Source organism: Clostridium sp. YIM B02500, assembly GCF_022324665.1.
GTDB lineage: Bacteria > Bacillota > Clostridia > Clostridiales > Clostridiaceae > Clostridium > Clostridium beijerinckii.
Map to the genome: position 1 here is coordinate 203,833 of NZ_JAKGTE010000001.1, position 23,104 is coordinate 226,936.

At 29.9% G+C, this 23,104-nt stretch carries 15 protein-coding genes; 2 read left to right on the plus strand and 13 right to left on the minus strand.

The window, feature by feature from the left end:
* Positions 1-304: 304 nt before the first annotated feature.
* The 4 genes from L1S46_RS00710 to dapA form a co-directional block, all read right to left on the minus strand.
* Positions 305-3,673, minus strand: coding sequence for an Ig-like domain-containing protein (locus L1S46_RS00710; RefSeq protein ID WP_238898836.1), 3,369 nt, complete (start codon positions 3,671-3,673; stop codon positions 305-307).
* 1,075 nt (positions 3,674-4,748) lie between these two features.
* Positions 4,749-6,035, minus strand: coding sequence for a M18 family aminopeptidase (locus L1S46_RS00715; protein ID WP_238898838.1), 1,287 nt, complete (start codon positions 6,033-6,035; stop codon positions 4,749-4,751).
* A gap of 148 nt (positions 6,036-6,183) precedes the next feature.
* Positions 6,184-7,248, minus strand: coding sequence for a phage replisome organizer N-terminal domain-containing protein (locus L1S46_RS00720; RefSeq protein ID WP_238898840.1), 1,065 nt, complete (start codon positions 7,246-7,248; stop codon positions 6,184-6,186).
* Between the two features lie 413 nt (positions 7,249-7,661).
* On the minus strand, positions 7,662-8,534 hold the full coding sequence (gene dapA / locus L1S46_RS00725) for a 4-hydroxy-tetrahydrodipicolinate synthase (protein ID WP_196774640.1): 873 nt from the start codon (positions 8,532-8,534) through the stop codon (positions 7,662-7,664).
* A 218-nt stretch (positions 8,535-8,752) separates the two neighbouring features.
* Between dapA and L1S46_RS00730 the strand changes: the two genes are divergently transcribed.
* Together L1S46_RS00730 and L1S46_RS00735 are read left to right on the plus strand one after the other, a co-directional pair.
* Positions 8,753-9,928, plus strand: coding sequence for a cation diffusion facilitator family transporter (locus tag L1S46_RS00730; protein ID WP_077831797.1), 1,176 nt, complete (start codon positions 8,753-8,755; stop codon positions 9,926-9,928).
* 256 nt (positions 9,929-10,184) lie between these two features.
* Complete coding sequence (locus L1S46_RS00735; RefSeq protein WP_238898842.1) at positions 10,185-10,991, plus strand: DUF2628 domain-containing protein; 807 nt, start codon at positions 10,185-10,187, stop codon at positions 10,989-10,991.
* Positions 10,992-11,386: 395 nt separating this feature from the next.
* Here the strand turns inward: L1S46_RS00735 and L1S46_RS00740 are convergent, their stop codons facing one another.
* From L1S46_RS00740 to lysA, 9 genes are all read right to left on the minus strand, one after another.
* Positions 11,387-12,109: an amino acid ABC transporter ATP-binding protein gene (locus L1S46_RS00740; protein WP_039770789.1), complete on the minus strand. Its 723-nt coding sequence runs from the start codon at positions 12,107-12,109 to the stop codon at positions 11,387-11,389.
* The gene (locus L1S46_RS00745) at positions 12,096-12,755 is read right to left on the minus strand and encodes an amino acid ABC transporter permease (RefSeq protein WP_017212139.1); all 660 of its coding nucleotides are present in this window, start codon (positions 12,753-12,755) and stop codon (positions 12,096-12,098) included. The genes L1S46_RS00740 and L1S46_RS00745 overlap by 14 nt, the downstream gene beginning before the upstream one ends.
* 761 nt (positions 12,756-13,516) lie before the next feature.
* Positions 13,517-14,353, minus strand: coding sequence for an ABC transporter substrate-binding protein (locus L1S46_RS00750; RefSeq protein WP_238898843.1), 837 nt, complete (start codon positions 14,351-14,353; stop codon positions 13,517-13,519).
* Positions 14,354-14,901: 548 nt separating this feature from the next.
* A complete protein-coding gene (gene helD / locus L1S46_RS00755) occupies positions 14,902-17,076 on the minus strand; it encodes an RNA polymerase recycling motor HelD (RefSeq protein WP_238898844.1) in 2,175 nt (724 codons plus the stop codon).
* Between the two features lie 267 nt (positions 17,077-17,343).
* Positions 17,344-19,476 (minus strand): ATP-dependent zinc metalloprotease FtsH, encoded by a 2,133-nt coding sequence (gene ftsH, locus L1S46_RS00760; protein WP_238898845.1) that lies wholly within the window; start codon positions 19,474-19,476, stop codon positions 17,344-17,346.
* A 209-nt stretch (positions 19,477-19,685) separates the two neighbouring features.
* Entirely contained in the window at positions 19,686-19,910 is a 225-nt protein-coding gene (locus L1S46_RS00765) for a DUF3006 domain-containing protein (RefSeq protein WP_238898846.1), read from the minus strand.
* 207 nt (positions 19,911-20,117) lie between these two features.
* Positions 20,118-20,660: a signal peptidase I gene (gene lepB, locus L1S46_RS00770; protein WP_343217235.1), complete on the minus strand. Its 543-nt coding sequence runs from the start codon at positions 20,658-20,660 to the stop codon at positions 20,118-20,120.
* Between the two features lie 207 nt (positions 20,661-20,867).
* On the minus strand, positions 20,868-21,452 hold the full coding sequence (lepB, locus tag L1S46_RS00775; RefSeq protein WP_051144800.1) for a signal peptidase I: 585 nt from the start codon (positions 21,450-21,452) through the stop codon (positions 20,868-20,870).
* 265 nt (positions 21,453-21,717) lie between these two features.
* Positions 21,718-23,013, minus strand: a complete 1,296-nt coding sequence (gene lysA / locus L1S46_RS00780; protein WP_077309753.1) for a diaminopimelate decarboxylase — start codon at positions 23,011-23,013, stop codon at positions 21,718-21,720.
* Positions 23,014-23,104 lie beyond the last annotated feature (91 nt).

The following is a 23,104-nucleotide window of genomic DNA, read 5'->3' on the forward strand; positions in this document are numbered from 1 at the left end:
AAAGTACCTCGCTATAAGGAAATCATATTTTCTTATCTAAAGATAAATACAACATTTTGCATTATCGATTATTATTTTCTTTCATATACCTAACATTAATAACAATTACCCAACGGAGATATTTTTACCAAAATTATAAAAAGTATTCTTATATTCAAATGTTATCTGCCAGAATAAAAAAATTGTAAGATATTAGACCTCATTTTTATTTTATAAATAGGAAAAAAATGACTTCTGCTTAATGCAGAAGTCATCCTTAAATTTAAATAGCATGTTTTAAAAACACTTTGACGAATATATAGTTTTAATTGTTAATCCAAGCTCCATTTGTATCTAATCTATAACCATCAATTGCAGTGTTACTTGCCATGCTACCGTCAGTATATAAATAGTACCAATTTCCATCTACATATGCCCAACCTGTTGCCATAGCTCCATTGCTTTTTAAGAAATACCATTTACCATCAATGAATTTCCATCCTGTTTCCATATAGCCTAAAGCGCCATAGTTTTCACCATCGCATAAGAAATACCATGTACCATCACTATCTTTAAACCAGCCTGTGTCCATTTTTCCATCTATGCCTAAGTGGAACCATTGTCCTACTGTATCTTTTCCATCATATACCCAATCTCCACTTTCTGACTTATACCATCCAGTTATCATAGTTCCAGTATTGTTGAAGAAATACCAATATCCATTGTCCTTCTTCCAACCAGTTTGATTTGATTTGTTTAATTTCACTATGGTGAAATCGCTGAACTTATTTACTGTGAATTTAATTCCAAAGACTCCAGCCGCATATTCAACCACTTGACCCTTTTCAAGAACCTTTTCTCCATCACTATGTTCAATGAACACTCCAAGATCACTTAAAAAAGCTTGTCTTTCAGTTGGATCATTTGGAAGATTAATTCCCTTTAATGGTAATACAATTTCTACAGCTCTTTGACTCATGTTTGTTTCAATAGTCATCGGTGTTCCTAATACTTGTACTCCATTATTTCCTGATATAGCTCTTATTACAGCTTGTTGATTTGCTGTTTCCTTAATTGCTGTCTGCTTTGTCTGATCTTTTATTGGTACTAATCTAAAATATAAATCCCCATTTAATTCTCCATTTTGAACCAATCCTTGTATAGACTCTTTTGGCAACGAAACCATTGCACTACCTGTTTCTATTTGTAAATTTACATTTCCACTTGAAAGTACGTTCAATGTATCATTTGGAATATTAACCCTTGTTTCAGATACAGAAGTATCTCCATCTACTGCAACTATTCTTGCAGTATCTTTTCCTGAGCTTGCTAGCGCTGCTATTGTTTCTTTTGCCTTATCAAGTGTATACGTTACTGTATCCTTTTTAGTTCCATCACTTGATGTAGTTCTTTCTATTATAGTTTGCGATACCGAAGTATCACTTTTTCCATCTGTAACCTTTACTGTAATCTTTTCCGTTGAACTTGAACTACTAGTTTTGGATGAACTACTATGACCCGATGAACCTGAGCTACTACTTGATGAATTCCCCGAAATCTTTGATGTAATCTTTTCAAAAGTTTTATCTATATAAGATACTACTAATTTAATATATTTACCTATATCACTGCTAATCAGCTTATAAGTTGATCCTTCACCAACTAGTGTTCCATTATCAACATCGTTACCTGATATTCTATACCATTTATATGTTACTGCTGAAGATGTTGTTACACTTAGGCCATTTTCATCTATTAACTGAGCTTCTAAAGTATTATCTACTTTTTGATTTCCGCTAATTCTTACAGCTGCTGGTGTTGTTATATCCGTATTATTAGGTAAATCCATTTCAAATTCTGCACTTACGTTCATATCCTCATGTACATTAGTATCCATTCTACTTGCATTAGCTTTTCCATCACTCCAGTTTACGAAATGATAACCTGTATCAGGTACTGCTGTAACTGTAGTTCCATCAGATCCTTCATCTACTATCTGCGCTGAATCTCCTTCAATTGTTCCACCTGCTTCTGCTGTGTAGTTAAGAGTGTATGTTACTGCTGCTGATGTCATTACTGTTATTGTTGCTGTTCCTGTCTTACTTGTATCTACTGTTGATGTTGCTGTTATTGTATAATCTCCTGGTGTTGCATCTGATGCTACAGTTACTAATCCTGCTTCATCTACTGTTACTTTTCTGCTTGTATCACTGCTCGACCACGTTACTGCTTGGGCTGCTCCACCTACTGCATTTACTGTTGACTCTAATTGTTTAGTTTGCCCTTGTACTACGCTTGCAGTTGTTGGATTTACTGTAACACTGTTTACTGCTGGTGCCACTGGGGCTGCAGTTACTGTTATTGTTGCTGTTCCTGCCTTACTTGTATCTACTGTTGATGTTGCTGTTATTGTATAATCTCCTGGTGTTGCATCTGATGCTACAGTTACTAAACCATTTGAATCTACTGTTACTTTATTATTTGTATCACTGCTCGACCAAGTTACAGCTTGAGCTGCTCCACCTACTGCATTTACTGTTGCTCCTAATTGTTTTGTTTGTCCTTGTACTACGCTTACAGTTTCCGGATTTACTGAAACACTATTTATTGCTTGCGTTATATTTACAGCCACAGTCCCAACCGCTTGGGTCTCAACTCCATCTGATGATATATTTAATAGTATTTCATACACTCCATTATTTATACTCCCGCTAGGTGTGACCACTACACTTAATGAATTTGTTGCATAAGATGCAATTGTATCACTTTCTTTTTGTAACTGAGCTCTCCATCCATCAGGATTAGATATAGAATAAGTAACATCTTGTGAACTATTACTAGAATTGGTTACATTAAATGTTAAAGTAACAGGGTCCCCTGCCGTTGTCTTGTTATCAGCTGATGCTGTTATTGAAGAAGCTATAAAACTTTCAATTGCACTTACTTTCCATATTGAGTTCGCAGCTAATGAGCTAGTATTCCATTCCAATGCATAGCCATTGTCTGTGTTTACATTATCATCAATAGTATTACTAAGTGTCTCACCACCACAAACTTCGTTAGCTACAAGATCATATTCTTGAGATGTATAAGAATTAGGCGTGGTTATTCCTTGCATTCCTAATCTTTGAGTAACACCATTATCTGTTTTAGTTACACCAATAGTATGAGTGGAAGCGTCCCAAAATCCTGCTCCATTATCACCACCATTAAGATAAGTATCTTCTCCTCGTAAAAAGTGTATATTATTTATTGATGATCCACTCATATTATTAAATGACCAATCAAGTTTTATGTACTGAGAATTTATAGAAGGCAATGTTACTTTTTGAGTTACTTCAATTGATCCCGCATCCCAAACAGTAGTAACTGAATTACCGTCTGCCATTTGAGTTTTAATTGTAGCTTTAATCTGTCTATCTTCAATATAATAGTATTCTCCCAAAGTATACAATTGACCATCAACATTTAACACTGCTCCAGATGGTGCATAGTATTGCTGTTGAAAGCTACTTCCATTATATTTTTCTACATTAATTCCTCCATTACCATCAATTGTAACTCTCAAAGATCCGTTACTTGTTTGACCCCCAATTACATATGATGATAATGCATAAACTTTTTTTATTGGTAATAATATTGTGAAAATCATTACAAAGACAATCACCCAACTTAAAATCCTTTTTTGTTTCAATGAATACCCCTCCCTATAAATTAGCTTCATTTTTTTGAATTTAATAAATATACCTCCTCATTAAATTGGTTTTAATTTTTTTAAAGCGTTAAAGCAATAAATTTTATACGCCTTTAAAATTTATTTTTGAAGAATCTTTATCACTAAAATTTGAATTCTATGAGAAAAAATCTAATTTTACTGATAGATATCCTTACTAACTAGAGTTAATATCATGGTCCCAATGCCGGATTTTGAATACTTAATCATTTACAGTTTGTCCAAAAATTGAAATTCAGTAAATTCTAAATTCCATATAGAATAAGAAAAAAACTTAGAGATGACTATTATGGCACACAAGCATTACGAAATATCTGATTAATATCAGAGTCAAATAAGAGGTTTATTCCCAGTACAAAAGCTGGATATCCTTGGATGAACAATATGGTGATGTTTAACGAAATTTTATCGGTTGCACCAAGCAAATCCGAATCGTTTAACTGACCAGAACGCTTTGGTTTATGGAAAACGGTATATATAAGCATTCTTGTAAATAGTATAGAGTACTATATTTTTAGATACGCCCTAATCATTTAATTATTGCCATTATACTACATAATATTACCTAATTTCAACATTTCAAACAAATATCGCTTTATTTATTTTATATATTTTTAGATACAAATACAATCATTTTAAATAAATTGTGAATTTCATATTAAAAAGTTCTCTTTTAACTTTTAATTACTAATAATTGGCTTTTCTTTACGCAATATATATAAATATTACCCAATAATTTAATTTTTTTTGTTTTAAAACTGTAAATAACAAAAAGATCATTAAGACCCTCTATCAATTTTTCTTCATCTCCAATAACTATATTTTCATCTAAAAACTTAGCTATAGTGTTGCACCTATAAAATCTTCAATATTCTTTTCAATTCATTTGAACCTTTATCTAATAGGATATAACACCCATTGTACCAATCACTTTCATATTATTGAGTTATTAATTTAAACTAATTGTAAATAACAAAAAATAGAGTCCTACTCAAATTATGTTTTATTGAGTAAGGCTCTATTTAAAAAAATTCTACTAATTAAAAAACTCAGTAAATGCTTTAATTGTATATTCATTATCCTTTACAGTAGCTAATTCTCTTATTGAATGCATACTTAGTAGTGGCGCTCCCATATCTATTACTGGTATATTTAATTTTGATGCAGTAATAGGTCCAATGGTTGTTCCCCCTCTTAAATCCGATCTATTTACAAATACCTGACATGGAACTTCAGCTTTTTCACAGATTCCTTTGAAGACAGCACTTGCATAACTATCAGTTGAATAACTTCCACCTGCTGCAATTTTAAGTACAGGCCCTTTTCCAAGCATAGGCTTATTTGTAGGATCACATTTTTCAACATAGTTTGGATGTATTGCATGAGCTAAGTCTGCTGATATCATTATTGAGTTGCTTAATGCTCTCTTGAAACTTTCTCTATCTTTTTCAAGACCCAAAGTTATTCTCTCTAAAATATTTTCTAAAATTGATGAATTTGCACCTTGGGATGTTAAGCTTCCTATTTCCTCATTATCTAAAGCTACTAATACCTTCGTTGCTTTAATTTCATTACTGCTTATTAAAGCTTTTAATCCTGCAAATACCATCCATAAATCATCTAGTCTTCCGCATGATATAAATTCATCATTTAAGCCAATTAGCATACCTTCTGCATACTCATATAAAAACAAATCGAAATCTAATATATCGCTAGAATCTACCTTTAAAGTTTCTGCTATTAAATTAATTAAATAATTATCCTCTTCTAGCTTATCTTCAACTATTGTAAGCATTGGTAAAGTATCTTTTTGCTTATTATATTCATAACCCTCATTCACGCTTCTATTCATATGTATTGCTAAGTTAGGAATAATTAAAACTGGCTTATTTACATCCAATAATTCAACTCTTGGACTGAATGGATTTTCTCCCTTTAAAGTTACTCTTCCTGCTATGCTTAAAGGTCTATCAAACCAAGTACTTAGTATTGGCCCTCCATATACTTCAGTATTTAATTTCACATAATGTCCTTCAACTTTCATTTCTGGATTTGGCTTTATTCTAAATCCTGGTGAATCAGTATGTGCCCCTATTAATCTGAACCCATCTTTTTCAATATCACCATTTCCTATTTCAAAGGCAATTAATGCAGAGTTATTTTTTATAATATAGTGTTTACTACCTTTTTTTAACTCCCATTTATCTTCTTCTTTAATTTCTGTATAACCTTGCTTATCTAAGATATTTTTAATTTCATAAGTACTTTGAAAAGCCGTCTTACCCTTATTTATAAAATCTAATAATTCTTGCGCATTATTCATATAGTTATTATCTCTCCCTACATAAATTAAATTTTTCTCGTAAAACATTAAACAATATTAAATTCACTTTTAATATTATATACCTTTTTAGAAAATAATGCATATTTTATATGTGTGATTATCTAGAAAATTTTATATTAGATAATACCTACATAGTAAATGCCATAACTACTTTTTCATCTTTTCCAAGCGTCACATCTCCTGAACAAAGTTCAACTATTTCTTCATCATCGTCACTTAAATTTATCTCGTTAATGTCGCTTTTATTATTGGATTTTTTTCTGCCCTTACTATTCTTCTTTTTCACATAGATTGGTATACTTGACTTTGCATTATTTACATTACTTTCGCAAGAACCTTTTTCAGTTTCTAAGCTTATATTCATATTAGCATTGTTGTTTATGCAAGTAATATTACTATTTATCACATCTACATTTCTAGTATTATCTATACATTCTATGTTTTTATTGTTATCTTTATTATTGATATAATCTATACTAGCATTTATAGTATCACTATTCTGAGTTCTTTCAGCAATTATGATATTACTAGTATTTTTATTACTATTTGCAAAGCTTTCATTTTCTGCATTACCTTTAACCACAAATTCAGAATCCACACTGGTAGAATCTTTATTATATGTATTACAATTGTTACTATTATTATCATTATTATTCTTTTCATTTATCTCTTCCTTAGGAATCACAATACTCTTATCTTCAATCTTAGCAGTTTTATTTCTAACAATTTCATCAATGCTTTTATATCCACTACTTTTTGAATCAACACCCATTAGATTTTCTCTATCTTTAATTTTAGGCTCATCCATTTTGTGACTAGAATCATTTTCTTTTACTACATTATCTTTAATTTCAATATTCTTATTTATTTTAATATTTTGATGCTTAGCAAAGTTTTTTACTTTATAGATTTTATCTTCAGTAAACTCAATCATTTCTAAATCCATTAGAACTTTCATAGCTAATTTCACTCGTTCAATATCTCTATTGAATTCTATAGCAAGGGTTTCCATTGTGTATGGAATATTTCTAGACAAAAATAATTCTCCTTCTAAATTTACCTTCCCAGCTAAGACAATAAGTCTAATCCAAATATACTGAATAAGGTCCCTTTCATTCATTGTATCTATTATTTTAGATTTAGTATCATCATACATATCAACTCTTAATTTAACAAATTTTCTTTCTTTCATCTTTAACACTCTCCCATTTAAATTAGTCTTCTATATGGAATATATGTATAAAAATGAACAATTACATAATTTCTCTAAAATTTTTTATATTTTTTAGAAATAATTTTATTCCATGGGTAAAATACATCTAAATTTTAATTTGGATCTAATACATAAAATATTTTGATATAGTAAAATGGTAGATAATCGTGGACAAAAAATTCTTATGCATCTGCCTCGCAAAACATATATTTCTTACGTTTTCAATAATTATCTATAGATTTAACTTTTTATACTTTCTTTATAAAAGAACGAAAATGAACGCCCGAATTTATAATATCCAAGCGTTCATTAATACATTGCTTATTTATGTGAATTATTTTGTAAATCTAAATTAAATATTATTTATCTATACTTAAAATACACACTAAAACTTATATAAGATTATTTTTAGCAAGTTCTTCACGTAATTTTTCTAGATTCTTGCCTTCCATTGGAAATAATGGCATTCTAAGTGGTCCTACGTTATATCCCATAATTCCTAATGCAGTCTTTACTGGGATTGGGTTTACTTCTATAAATAATGTATTAATAAGATCTAAATATTTTGTTTGAAGGTTACAGCTTTCTTCAACTTTTCCTTCAAAATATAAACTACAAATTTCATGAGACTCTTTTGGCATAATATTTGAAAAGACTGAAATAACGCCTTTTCCCCCAAGTGATAAGATCGGAACTATTTGATCATCATTTCCAGAATATATATTAAGTTCATCTTTACATATCGCTTTTATCTTTGCAATCGCCGAAAGATCCCCACTAGCTTCTTTTGTTGCAACTATACGTGGATGCTTAGCTAATTCTGCATATGTTTCAGGTGTTATATTAACTCCTGTTCTTGATGGTACATTATATAGAATTATTGGGATATTAACTCTATCCGCAATATAATTGTAATGTTTTATTAAACCAGTTTGAGTAGTTTTATTGTAATATGGTGTTACTAATAAAAGTGCATCTGCACCAACGCTTTCAGCGTATTTTGATAATTCAACAGCATAAACTGTATCATTAGACCCTGTGCCCGCAATAACTGGTACTCTTTTATTTACATATTCTACTGTAAATCTAATAACTTCCCTGTGTTCTTCATCAGTCATAGTTGAAGACTCACCCGTAGTTCCTGCAATTACAATTGCATCTGTACCATTCTCTATATTAAAATCAATTAGTTTTTTTAATTCAGAGAAATTAATTCCATCTTCTGTAAAAGGTGTAACAATTGCAACTGCCGCACCAGTAAATATAATATCCTTCATAAAAATTGCCCCCTCGAATATTTTCTATATAAATTATAACACAGTAAAGTGCTACTATAAACTTAGAATATATTTAAAATATGAAATATATATTTATTAGTGTTAGATTGCTTAACTTCTGGTAAAAAAATACTTGCTTAACTAAAAATATTTAATATAATAGATGTAATACTTATTGGTAATTTCTTATGATTGGAGTGTATTTCATGTTTTTTGAACTTATAGTTAATAAATTTGTTAAGGATAATTCTAATGTTAAAGATGACACAGTTAGAAGTTCTTACGGTATACTCGGTGGAATTATTGGGATATTAGCGAATGTTATGTTGTTTGTTATAAAGCTTTCTGTAGGAATTGTTGTTTCCAGTATTGCTATTATGGCTGATGCCTTTAATAACCTTTCTGATGCTGCATCGTCATTAATAACCATTTTAGGGTTTAAACTTTCAAGCAAACCCGCAGATAGAGAGCATCCTTTTGGACACGGAAGAATTGAGTACCTTTCAGCTTTAATTGTAGCTTTTATGGTAATGTTGGTTGGTTTTCAATTTATTAAATCTTCCTTTGAAAAAATAATTAAACCAGAGCCTATTACCTTTGAGATGACTTCTTTTATTTTGCTTATTATATCTATCTTTTTTAAGATTTGGCTTTCTAAATTTAATAAATTTATTGGTGAAAAGATTAATTCCTCTGCTCTAAAAGCTGCTTCTACAGATGCTCTAGGGGATGTATTTACCACTACTTGTGTGGCTATTTCATTTTTAGCTTCAAAATTCACTTCTTTCCCTATAGACGGATATATAGGAATGTTTGTTGCATTATTCATTGTTTATGCCGGTTTCAATTTAGTTAAAGATACTATAAATCCACTTTTAGGAGAAGCGCCAGATCCAGAACTTGTTGAATCCATAGAAAGAATGGTTTTGTCTTATGATAACATCCTCGGCTCACATGATTTAATAGTTCACAATTATGGTCCTGGTAAATGTATGGCATCTATTCATGCTGAAATTCCTGGAAATATTAACGTTGTAGATATTCACGAAGTGATTGATAAAGCTGAAAGAGAAATTTCAAAAGCACTTAAGATTTACTTAGTTATTCACATCGATCCTATCTGCATTATTGAAGGCGAAGTCAAAGAAGCTTATGATGAAATTCTATCCATAATTGAAAAATATGATTATATAGAGTCAATACATGATTTTAGAGTAGTCGGTGAAGGTGATATTAAGAACTTAATTTTTGACGTTGTTATTGAACCATCAAAAGAACTCTCTATAACTGATACTGAACTTATAAATATAATATCTGAAGGAGTAAAGAAATATCATCCTTCCTATAACTGTGTCATTACTATAGACAAACACTACACATAAAAATACAGCCATTATTTCAAACCAAGAAACTTCTAGTTTGAAATAATGGCTGTACTTTTTCTATATTGCTGAATCCCATTTAATACATATTCTTATCCTTAAAACTATAGGTGTAAATAAAGCTGAACCCCCACCTAAATTTTTTCAATTCATTATTCCTTTTTGCCGTATCCTATTTGCTGTCCTTTTCATTGTTAATTGGATAAATTTGTGATATTCTTTTAGTATTAAGTGCTATTAAAAGGAGGATATAATTTTGAAATGTCCACATTGTTCAGAAGAACTAGGAATAAATGATGTGTGTATAAATCCTATGTGTTCTTATTTCGGTACTACAATTAAAAATACTGAAAAAACTAATATAGATCATACTGAAAAAAACTTAAATAGTAGAGTTAATGCTGATATTAAAGTAGATCATGTTGAAAACAACTCCAAATCTAATGATAACTTTAATCAAAACAAAGTCTATCATAATAGAAATAACTATGATAATAATCATAATACAAACAGATTTAAAAATATATATTCTATTCCTTACAACAAAAGCAACAACATTTCTCAAGACGAACTAGCTATCTTTATCGGTAATAATAGCGGTTTCTATATTAAACACCTCAACAAATATAACGATAAACATAAGTTTTTATCTTGGAACTGGCCATGTTTTTTCTTCGGTTACTATTGGTTATTATACAGAAAACTTTATGTTCCAGGAGCTGCTTTGATACTCTTAACCTTAGTATCTTCAGCGATTTTTCCAAAGGGAATACACTTATCTTTGCTACTGCTCATAAGAATTATAGTGACTTTATATGCAAATTTTATTTATCTTAACAATTGCGAACGTAAGATTAAAAACTTCAAAATGAATGTTATCAATATACAAAATCTTAGCAATACTGAATATATAAATAAATTACGTAAAAAAGGCGGAGTTAATTTAGCCGCACCATTAATTGTATTAGCTCTCCATATTATGTTTATAGTAATTTCACTTGGCATGTGGCTTTCAACTAGGATTGCACCACATAAATTTTCTTCTCCTTCGTATTACTTTTAGCTTATTAAACTAAAAGTTTGAGTATATCCAAAAGTATGCATCTTAGTTGGATATAGGGTTCCTCATTGAAAATTTGAAATATCTCAAGCAGAGAAATTGGATACATATTTGTTAAATAGGCATTTGAAAATAAGCTGCCTAGGTTCTTAATGGCAGGTTGTTCTATTCACTGCTTGTCACACTGAAAGTGGGAGCATGCGGTGATGGGTGCAACCTACCATTTAGAACCTTCCAGCGAAATTTTCATAGTCGTATGGAACAAATATGTATTCAATTTCGGCTGGTATCCACATAAATTTCATTTTTACTGCGGAACCCTATATTAAAATTTTAGGCGTTCACCATAATAACTAATAAAAATAGTTATTATGGTGAACGCCTTGTTGTATAGTTAATTATAAAACTTTAGATAAAAAGTCTATTGTACGTGGATTTTTAGGATTCTTAAATACTTCCTCTGGAGTCCCAGATTCTAATATTTTTCCTTCATCCATAAATAATATTCTATCTCCAACTTCTCTTGCAAATCCCATTTCGTGTGTAACAACTACCATTGTCATACCTTCCTTTGCAAGATCTTTCATAACATTTAGAACTTCTCCAACCATTTCAGGGTCTAAAGCAGATGTTGGTTCATCGAATAACATAACATCTGGCTGCATAGCTAAAGCTCTAGCTATTGCAATTCTTTGCTTTTGTCCACCTGATAATGATGATGGGTAAGCATTTATTTTATCTATCAAACCAACCTTATTTAATAAGCTTTCTGCTATATTTTTAGCTTCATCTTTAGAAATTCCTTTTACTTTAATAGGAGCTAGGCATATATTTTCACAGACTGTTTTATGAGGAAATAAATTAAATTGTTGGAATACCATCCCCATTTTTTCTCTCATCTTATCTATATTAGTTGCTTTTGATGTTATATCCTTATCTTCAAAAGTAATTTGCCCAGATGTAGGAGTTTCCAATAAGTTAAGACATCTTAAAAATGTACTTTTTCCTGACCCAGAAGGCCCAATTACAACTACAACTTCACCTTTGCTGATATGCTCATCTATTCCTTTTAACACATTATTTTTTCCAAAGCTTTTATGTAAATCTTTAACGTATATCACTTGCTTTCATCCTCCTTTCAACATAACCTAAACATCTTGTCAAAGTGAAAGTTAAAACAAAGTAAACTACTGCTGCTACAATTATTGGTTCTAATCCTAAAGCTGTATTTCCTCTTACAATACTTGCATTGTACATAAGTTCTGCGACACCTATAACAGAAACCATTGATGATTCTTTTATTACAGAAATAAATTCATTTCCAAGAGCAGGTAATATATTCTTAAATGCTTGTGGAATTATAACATGAACCATTGCTAACCCTTGATTCATTCCTAAACTTCTAGCTGCTTCCATTTGACCTTTGTCCACTGCTTCGATTCCAGCTCTTATTATTTCAGATATATATGCTGCTGAGTTTAATGCTAAAGCTATTGATCCAACAGTCATATCAGGCATATCTATTCCTATAAGCTTAGGTAATCCTATATAGATTATATAGATTTGAACTAGAAGTGGAGTACCTCTTACAAATTCTACATAAGCTGTTGCTATATAGCTTATTGGTTTAAATTTTGAACGCCTTAAAAGAGTTAATGCAAGACCCAAGATTGTACCACATAGCACTGCAAAAAATGCTAATACAATAGTGATTTCTGCACCTTTTAAATAATATTCAGAGTATTTTCCTAAAAATGTAAAATTCAATATTTTCCCTCCTAGTTCTTTATCTGATGTCTAGCCACTGTAATACTCTCACAATATATGAAACTCCTCCTCCTAAAGTCAGATGAGTAACCGATTCACACTGAATCATATATTTAGGCTACCTGCTTAAGTAATATATGCAGTAACACGACCCTAAATAAGTTCAACTAATCTCCAGCTAAGGACTCCCCCCCATCTGAATCAAGCTTCACTTAATAATACACATATAATAAAATAGTCACTAATTTTTAATTATAAGACATTATCTGATAATTTTCAACTGTTGTTAATTTCCAATATAAAAATAATTTTAAATATATATATTTAAAAAATAATCCTTCATCATAATTCTAAAAATATTACAAGAATTTTAGCCACAATTGTGAATTGTGAAACGTGCATTGTAAATTTACAACATATATCTAATACTCAAAAAAATAACAAACTATGATGTCAGTATATTTTGCATTCTACTATACTGGTATGTATTACCTTATAGTTTCTATATGCTAAAAACTTTCATTACTTAGTACAAGGTAAAACTTCTCAGGTGAAGCTCTCTTTATCACCCGGTTTCAGTCAAACTTATACCCACAACGGGTACAAAGTGATTTTAAATAATCCCAATATAACTTCTGAAATTTTAAATAACTTTCATGAAGGAATAAATCATATTATCTAAATTCACCTTGTCAATAACAAAATATATACTACATCTCTAACTCGTTATTTTCTATCGTACTTTTTAGTGCCAAATAGGATTAGTCTACTAATTTATTTACATCTACTACAAATTGGTTTATCTTATCTTCATCTTTTAATCTCTTTATTGTCTTATTAACTTGCTCTAATAAATCAGTTGAACCTTTTTTCATAGCTACAGCGGATCCGCCGTTTGGATCTGTAACCTCTAATTTATCTGCAATTGCTATACCCTGGTTCTTTTCAACATTTATTTTTGCAACTGGCTGTTCAGCTAAAACCGCATCAACTTTATTGTTCTTTAAATCTAACATTAAATCAGTAACTTTGTCTAATGACTTAATATTTGCTGCATCAAAGTTATCCTTTGCTATACCTTCTTGTATTGAACCTTTTTGTACTCCAATTTTCTTTCCTTTTAAATCTTCAATTTTAGTTATTCCAGATTCATCACCTGATCTAAGTACAAATCTATGTGTTGCATTATAATATATGTCTGAGAAATCTGCATTTTGTTTTCTTTCGTCTGTTGGAGTCATACCTGCAAATACCATATCTATTTTATCTGATTGAAGTGCTACTAGCAATCCATCAAAAGCCATATCTTTTATTTCAAGTTCTACTCCTAAATCTTTTGCCATTTCTTTTGCAATTTCAATATCAAATCCAACTATTTGATCTTTTCCATCTATTTCTTTATGGAATTCATATGGTGGATAATCTGCGCTTGTTCCTATTACAAGCTTACCTTTTGATTTTATTGCCTGTAATGCAGAAGCATTACTGCTTGTGTTTTCTTTGTTTCCTTTAGTGCTGTTTCCACAGCCTACCATACCTATTGCAATAGCTGATGCCGCTGCAATAGCAACTATTTTTTTTACTATACCAACTTTCATTATTAATACCTCCAAAACTTTACTCTACTAACGATAGCATAATTATACACACTTTTTTATATTTACTCAATAGAAATATGATAAAAAGTTTAATTATTATTCATTAAAATTAAATTTATCCTCATTACTTATTATATATTTAAATATATATTTTATGTATTGGAAATAGTTATATATATTAGTATTATAAGGCTTTCAAGCTTGCTTTAAGCGTTTTTTAATCATTTTAAAATCATAAAAAAATTTTATTTAGTATTTCTATAATTTAAAATTCACAAAAAATCATGAAATTTTATTCTCATTAAATTTATATTATAATTTTTCACTTTGCATACTTTATGAAAAATTATTCACATAATAAAAAATAAAAGCGGCACCATCATAAATATCATATTATCGGTGCCGCCTACTTATTATTTAAAATTGATTATCTAGCTTAGTATATATAAATTTCAGATAGCATAGCTCATTCTATATAAAATTCTTTATTTTATATAGCCGTATAGCTTTTAAGATAATAAGGCCTGAGAGTTAAGTTTATAATATAACTATATTAAATACTTAACTGCAGACAACCTGTGTAATGCTCTGGTACACATTATATATTTAACTAACGGTTCGATCTCTTCACTTTCTACTATTATAACTCCATCAAATTCTAATCCTTTTGCCAAATAAGCTGGTAGAATTACTTTTCCACCCTTATACATAATATCATCATTATCTAAACTTTGAATATTGATCTTTTCTTTAATAACATGAGAGAATTTATTCAATTCATTTTTATCCTTAAAGATTACTGCAACATTCTCGTATCCATCTTCTTCATAATCCTCAATTAATGATATTATTGTATCCGCAAATTCCTCATTATTAGAAACTTCTTCTTCAATAACAGGTTCTCCTTTTCTAACCAACGGAACAATCTTGTCTTTATCCAAGAATTTATTTGAATATTCCATTATCTCTTGAGTTGACCTATAACTCTTATTTAACTCATACTTTGTAATTTCCACATTAAGATCTTTAAATACATCGTCAAAGTGAAGCATTGCAGGTTCTTCGCTAGTTGTTATTAATCTCTGGTTTGAATCACCAACAATTGTATAGCTCTTGCAACCTGTTATTTCTTTAATTATTTCAAATTGAATAAAACTATAATCCTGTGCCTCATCAATTACAATATGCTTTATCTCATTTTTTACTTTTATACCTTTTAACTTAATCATTAAATAAAGTATGCCAGATAAATCCATATAGCTTAGTCTTTCTTTATTCTCACCTAAGTCTTCATTATTAAGATTCTCTAAGTCATTAATATAGTTTTTATCAGTATCTAAATTAACAATTTTCTTATAAATATCTATTACTGGTTCGTACTTAATCCAAGTATCTAATTCATCACGAGATTTCATAACCGCTCTTACAATTTCTCTTATCTTAATTCTTTTTAAATATTCTAGATTATTTTTTTCTATTTCAAGTTCCTTCTCTGATAAGCTGCTAATCTTTTCTTTAAACTCAGTATTTATCTTATAAACTTCTTCATCTCTCTTATCTTTTATTTTAGATATTAATATTCTTTTTATTTTCTCACTTCTTCTAAACAAAGGCATATCTTTATAATAATTTGTAAATAGTTCTTCTATCTCTTTAGCTGTAACAATCTCTTCTTTCTTAAATCTAATTGGTTGTATCTTAAAATATTCTTTATTTAAAATTTCTAAGTTAGAATTTAATAAATCAACAAATGCCTTAGAACTCTTATATCTATATTCTTCTAAAGTATCTTCTTTTCCATTCATAGCATCTTCAATATAGCTACCGAAGCTCTTTATATTTTCATATTTTAAATTAATTTCTTTCTTCGCAAAATTTTCAAAGGTTGTTTGTTTAATATTACTTTCTCCAAGCGAAGGCAATACTTGAGCTATATAATCCATAAAAATATCATTAGGTCCAAAGATTAATACCTTATCTCCAAATTGTTTTCTAAAATTGTATAGTAAATAGGATATTCTATGAAGTGCGATAGTTGTCTTTCCTGAACCGGCAACCCCATTTACAACGACTATTTTATTTCTATCCTCTCTTATAATCTCATCTTGTTCCTTTTGAATAGTCATTACTATATCTTTTAATTTATCGGATGAATTATCTGTTAAAACCATTTGTAGTATTTCATCTTTAACATCTATAGCTGAATCAAATACTCCTTTTAACTGACCTTTCTTAATTACAAGTTGCTTTCTTGATAATATGTCTACTTCTATTTCTCCTGAAGGTGGATTATAACTTGATTTACCAAGAGTTCCTTTATAAAAAAGTGATGCAATAGGTGCTCTCCAATCAACAATTAATGGTTCAAAACTATTTTCAAGCGTCAATCCATATCTACCCACATACATATCTTCTGGAATGTCTTCTCCTTCTTTAAATGAAACCTTTCCGAAATAAGGTATTTCCTTAAGCTTTGTATATTCCATAAGCCTTTTGTCAATTGTTCTATAGGCTTCTTCCTTCACATAATTTTCGTGATCAAAATAATCTATAATCTGGTCTTCATCATCTTTATATTCCTCAACGTATTTTTTTCTAGCCTCAAGGATATAGTTTGTGACATTCTTTCTTTTTTCTAAATACTTTAAAATTTCTTTATTTAGAATTTCTAAAATTTCACTTAACTTTTCCTCTTCTCTTATAAAATCTACTTGTTTGCTCAATATTGTGACCCCCTTAGATCAATAGGCAGTTAATTCATTACCTTTAAGTACCATATAAGGCATTAACTACCAATAACTAATCTTTTATTTCTTCCTGTGAAATATTATTATACCCTTATGCCAATATTTTCACACAAATTCCATGAATTTTGTATTGTTAATTATACATTTAAACTATAAAATGCACAATGTATGGCTAAAAACTCTTTTTAGGTTTCATTCCTCCACTGTGCATTAAATACTATATTTACATGTCAATTTGTCTCTTTAAATATTATCAGTTTCAGAATCCTTTTTATCAGATTCCTCTTCTTTAGATATAAATTTATCATCATTAATATTTTCAGCTGCGCCCTCTGCCTTAGCGTCACTTTCCATAATTATAGATGTTTGATTACTTGTTATTAATTCTGATTTCCCTAAATCTTGAAAATCTCTTTGTGACTTTTCAGACTTATCATCTATAACGATATCTAAAGCATGCTTTTTAGCTCTTCTTTCTGCTAACTCTTTTACTCTCTTTTCGTTCTCTGATTTTTCCTTTTCTTTTTCTTCCTTCATTTCAGGATATTTTTCATAGACTAAATCAAAGAATTCTTCTCCAAATATTGTTTCTTTCTCTAAAAGTACTTCCGAAATTTTATCTAATAAATCTCTATTATCCCTAAGAATCTGTCTAGCATTTGCATGAGTATGCTTTATTATTCTTAGTGTTTCTTCATCTAAAATAGTAGAAGTCTCTTCACTACAGTTTCTGACAGCTCTACCATCTAGATATCTATTTTGCACTGATTCTAAAGCCATCATATCAAATCTATCACTCATTCCGTAAATAGAAACCATGCTTCTAGCCTGTTGAGTAGCTCTTTCTATATCATTTGAAGCTCCTGTAGAAACTAAATCAAATACTTCCTCTTCAGCAGATCTACCACCAAGCATTACAGTAATTTGATTTATCAATTCTTCTCTAGATGTCAAATATTTTTCTTCTTCTGGTAATTGCATAGTATAACCTAATGCTCCCATAGTTCTAGGGACTATAGTTATTTTATGTACAGGATCTGCTCCTTTAAGCAGCGCTGCAACAAGTGCATGCCCAACTTCATGGAATGCAACAACTTCTCTTTCTTTAGGTGATAGAATTCTATCTTTCTTTTCTTTACCTGCAATTATAACCTCAACTGCTTCTCTTAAGTCCTCTTGAAGAACTGTTTTTCTTCTTCTTCTTACAGCTCTTAAAGCACCTTCATTAATAATATTCGCAAGATCGGCTCCTACAGCTCCTGGAGTACTCTTAGCTATTTCAGCTAAATCCACATCAGGTCCTAGCATTACATTCTTTGCATGAACATGAAGTATAGCTTCTCTTCCTTTAAAGTCTGGTCTATCAACTATAACTCTTCTATCAAATCTACCTGGTCTTAAAAGAGCCTTATCAAGTATTTCTGGTCTATTTGTAGCTCCAAGTAAAACTACACCTTTAGATGAATCAAATCCATCCATTTCAGAAAGTAATTGATTTAAAGTTTGTTCTCTTTCATCATTACTTTGCATCTGATTATCTCTGCTCTTACCAATTGCATCAATTTCATCTATAAAAATAATACATGGAGCTTTAGCCACTGCATCTTTGAATAATTCTCTTACTCTTGATGCTCCAACTCCAACGAACATTTCAACAAAACTTGAACCTGAAAGCGAGAAGAATGGAACTCTTGCTTCTCCTGCAACTGCTTTTGCAATAAGAGTTTTTCCTGTTCCCGGAGGTCCTACAAGTAAAACACCTTTAGGTAATTTAGCTCCAATTTCAGTATATTTGGCTGGCGCATTTAAGAAGTCTATTACTTCTTTTAAGGATTCTTTAGCTTCTTCCTGACCTGCCACATCATCAAAAGTCACTTTTATTTCACTTTCCATGTAGACCTTAGCGTTATTTTTACCGATGCCCATGACACCGCCTCCGCCTCCGCCCATCTTAGAGAATAAAAATCTCCACATGAAGAATATAAGAATCATAGGCAATATCCAAGTAAGCAGAATATTCATCATTGGTGATTCTTTAGGATTTTTACCTGTAAAATCAATTCCAGCTGCATTAAGCTTAGTTATTAATGCTTCATCCTTCATATTTGCTGTATACAAAGTTTTACCTTTGTATTCTTCATTATCTTCGCTTGGTGTTATTAATAAGTTTTCACTAGTTATAACTACTTTTGAAATTTCCTTATTGTCTAATAAAGTTAAAAACTCATTATAGTTAATTTCTTTCATTGTAGCTTCTTCTCTTGCATAGTTAAATGCCATCAAAAATGCAAAAGCTATTAAAAAATAAGTAATTGCTATAGTAAAAGAATTCTTATTTTTATTATTCTTTTTATTACCATTATTATTATTCTGCATCTAATCACCTTCCCATTATATTTATTAATCATTATGTCCAATACTGCAATACTTTTATATTCATCAACTTCCTATATAAGTAACACAATTTCAGACAATATAGCATTTCATTTACTTTTTGACCTTTGTTACAAGTTAGTCTAAAGCTCAAACTTACTTATATCTGAATTGATTTTAAATTTATAATTTATTAATATTCATAAATTAGCTCATTCTTCCCACATATCTTTCATCTTATTATGTATTTGTTTTTTGCGAATTTCTGTGGATTTTTTATCTACTTTAAAATATTTACTATCTATATTAATTAAAATATCTCCATCTTTAAAATCCCCTGTAACATTACTAATAGATATTTTATCTATATCCCCATTTTCATTTTCAATTATAACATAATCTCCTTCTACTCTATTTATTATATACTTTTCACTCACTTAGCATCCTCTTTTCACAGTATAAATTAATTCCAAGAATAGTGAATAGCTTACTTAGAGAGCGAACGCAAGTAAGTTTTCCTCTAATCACCTAAATTATACAGTATATCTATGAAAATATCACCAATAACTCTTAGTAACCACTAAAAAATAACAAGTGAGCACGCTAGTCTATCTTGCACCATATTATATTCCTAAATCTTACTATTAATTTAAGCTTCCAAAATCTTTAAATGGATAGAATTTTAATACAGCTCTTCCTTGTATATTTGAGCCATCTATATATGGATTAATCCATCTTCTCGCATCATTTGATCGGTTCCTATTATCTCCCAAAAAGAAAAATTTATTTTCAGGTACATCGAAAACACCATCAAAATTTTCGTTATTTTTTACATAATCTTCTTTAATATCTGATCCATTTACAGTAACAGTACCTCCGTGTATTTCGATGTGATCTCCCGGAAGACCTATAACTCTTTTTATAAGAACCTCATCAAGTTCCTTTGAATAGAATACTGCTATATCTCCTTTATTAATCCTACTAGTGTCATAAATTCTAGTTACTATTAATTTATCACCAATATTTAAAGTAGGAACCATTGATTCACTAGGTATATATACGGTGTAAATCAAAAATTTATTTATTAAAAAAGCCATTCCTATAGCTGCTATTATAGGAATTATCCACTCTCTAAAGAAAGTGCTTTCAAACGAAAAACTTCCTATAATATTTTTATTAGATAGCAATTCTTTATTCTTTTTTTTGTCTAATTTTTTCTTTAGAAAATCGTTATCTGACCTATTAGTGATGTTATCAGAACAATTTAAATCTATGTCCTTTGATTCCATTACATAATCATTTTCATTCATTAAATGTTCTCCCTTTTGCAAGATTCGTTTATCTTATACCACATACTAAGTATTATTCACACTTTGTAAAAAATTTAACTCATATTATTTTAATATTTCAAAATCTTTTATAGGATAATACTTTACTTGAGCCTTTCCTTCTATATATGATTCATCAACGTAAGGATCTTTCCAATACCTAGAATCATCTGAGTTAGCTCTATTATCACCTAAGAAGAAATACTTATTATCTGGTACCTTAAAACTTCCATTGTATATCTCATTATTTTTCACATAGTCTTCCTTGAGCTCCTGACCGTTTCTATAAACAACACCATTTTTAATTTCTATTGTATCTCCTGGAAGTCCTATTAATCTTTTTATTAAAATCTCACCCTTAAATTCGTCATTTTTAAATAATACAATATCTCCTTCTTTTAAATTTTTAGGATTATGCACCCTAGTTACTAGCAATCTATCTTTAACTTCTAATGTTGGAATCATAGATCCACTTGTAATCCAAACACCGTACCCCACAAAATTCCATACGAGAAGCGCTATGCAAAGAACAACTGCAATATCAATTATCCATTCATTTAATATGGACTTCTTTTTTTCTTTTTTATCTGCTACAATTTCATCTTCGTTATTTTCTGCCACAATATTACCTCCATGTCCCATATTACACATAATTTTTCATTAATACCCCATTTTTTCATAATCCTTAATTATATAAATCATTTCACTTAAAAAGTTCTTAGTTGCGCTTCGCGCTTTTTTCTAATGTGCATATTTTAATATGCTATATTAGTATAACATATTTTACTATCTAAAATATTTATAAGATGTTAATTTTATAACAAAAATATGCACCAATCTTAAAAATTAGTGCATAATCCTTTTAGGAAATCTATATAATTTAAATTCTTACTTAAACATATTCAAATACTTATATCTATTCAACATCATTCTTTAATAGATCATCATAAGATTCTCTTTTGCAAATAAGTCTTGTTTCATTATCTTTAACCATTACAACCGCTGGCTTTGGTATTCTATTATAATTGCTTGACATAGAATAACCATATGCTCCTGTAGTCATTATTGCTAGAATATCTCCGCTTTTAACTTCTGGGATTTTAATATTTTCTAATAATATATCTCCCGATTCACAACATTTTCCTGATATTGTAACTGTTTCTTCTCTATCTCCTTCAACTCCACTTGCAAGAATACATTCATATTCCGCATTATAAAGAGCCGGTCTTATATTATCAGTCATTCCACCGTCTACTGATACATATTTTCTAACACTCGGAATTTCCTTGACTGATCCTACAGTATATAAAGTTGTTCCTGCATTAGCTACAATACTTCTTCCTGGCTCTATTGTAAGAATTGGCCTTTCTTGACCTGTTCTCGCACACACTTCATCAACTTTATTAATTATTGTGCTGCAATATTCTTCAGTACTTCTTGGCTCGTCTCCCTCAGTATAGTATATACCAAAGCCTCCGCCAAAATCTACTTCATTTATTAGGTAACCTAGGTTTTCCTTTGTATTTCTCACAAGTTCTAACATTATTTCAACAGCATCTTCATATGGCTCTAAGTCAAATATTTGCGAACCTATATGACAATGTATTCCTGCAAGATTTATATTCTCTAAACTTATAGCTTTTTTAATAGCATCTTCTATTACAGTACCAACTGGAGCAAAGCCAAATTTTGAATCTATTTGTCCAGTCTTTATATAATCATGAGTATGCGCTTCAATACCTGGTGTTATTCTTAAATAAACATTTTGTACCTTATTATATTCTTTAGCTATATCATTTAATGCGTCTATTTCGTAATAATTATCTACTACAAAATTACCTACACCTAGTCTTACGCCAAGTTCAATCTCAGATAGAGTCTTATTATTTCCATGGAACATAACTTTTTCAAGTGGAAATTCAGACTTATATGCAGTGTATAATTCCCCCCCAGATACAACATCAAGACACATATTCTCTTCCTTCAATAATTTACACATTTGAAGTGTCAAAAATGCTTTTCCTGCAAAAGCTACTCTATTATTATTCTCTTCGCACTTGAAATATTTTCTATAATCCCTACAGTATTCTCTTATTAAATCTTCATCAAATACATATAACGGACTCCCATATTCTCTCACTAAATTTTTAGCACTGATGCCTCCAATCATTAATTGATTGTCTTCTACTTTCATTGTTCCAAACAACTTCATTTGATTAACCCCCAAATTATATTTTATTAGCTATTGCTTCATTGATTAAAATAAATCACAACACCAATTTCAATAAAAAATATCCGTTTTT

Excerpts from the sequence above, each read along its gene's own strand:
- L1S46_RS00715 (WP_238898838.1), bottom strand. The coding sequence starts at position 6,035 with ATGAATAATGCGCAAGAATTATTAGATTTTATAAATAAGGGTAAGACG.
- ftsH (WP_238898845.1), bottom strand. The coding sequence starts at position 19,476 with ATGCAGAATAATAATAATGGTAATAAAAAGAATAATAAAAATAAGAAT.
- lepB (WP_051144800.1), bottom strand. The coding sequence starts at position 21,452 with ATGTGTAATATGGGACATGGAGGTAATATTGTGGCAGAAAATAACGAA.
- L1S46_RS00730 (WP_077831797.1), top strand. The coding sequence starts at position 8,753 with ATGTTTTTTGAACTTATAGTTAATAAATTTGTTAAGGATAATTCTAAT.
- lysA (WP_077309753.1), bottom strand. The coding sequence starts at position 23,013 with ATGAAGTTGTTTGGAACAATGAAAGTAGAAGACAATCAATTAATGATT.
- L1S46_RS00720 (WP_238898840.1), bottom strand. The coding sequence starts at position 7,248 with ATGAAAGAAAGAAAATTTGTTAAATTAAGAGTTGATATGTATGATGAT.
- L1S46_RS00750 (WP_238898843.1), bottom strand. The coding sequence starts at position 14,353 with ATGAAAGTTGGTATAGTAAAAAAAATAGTTGCTATTGCAGCGGCATCA.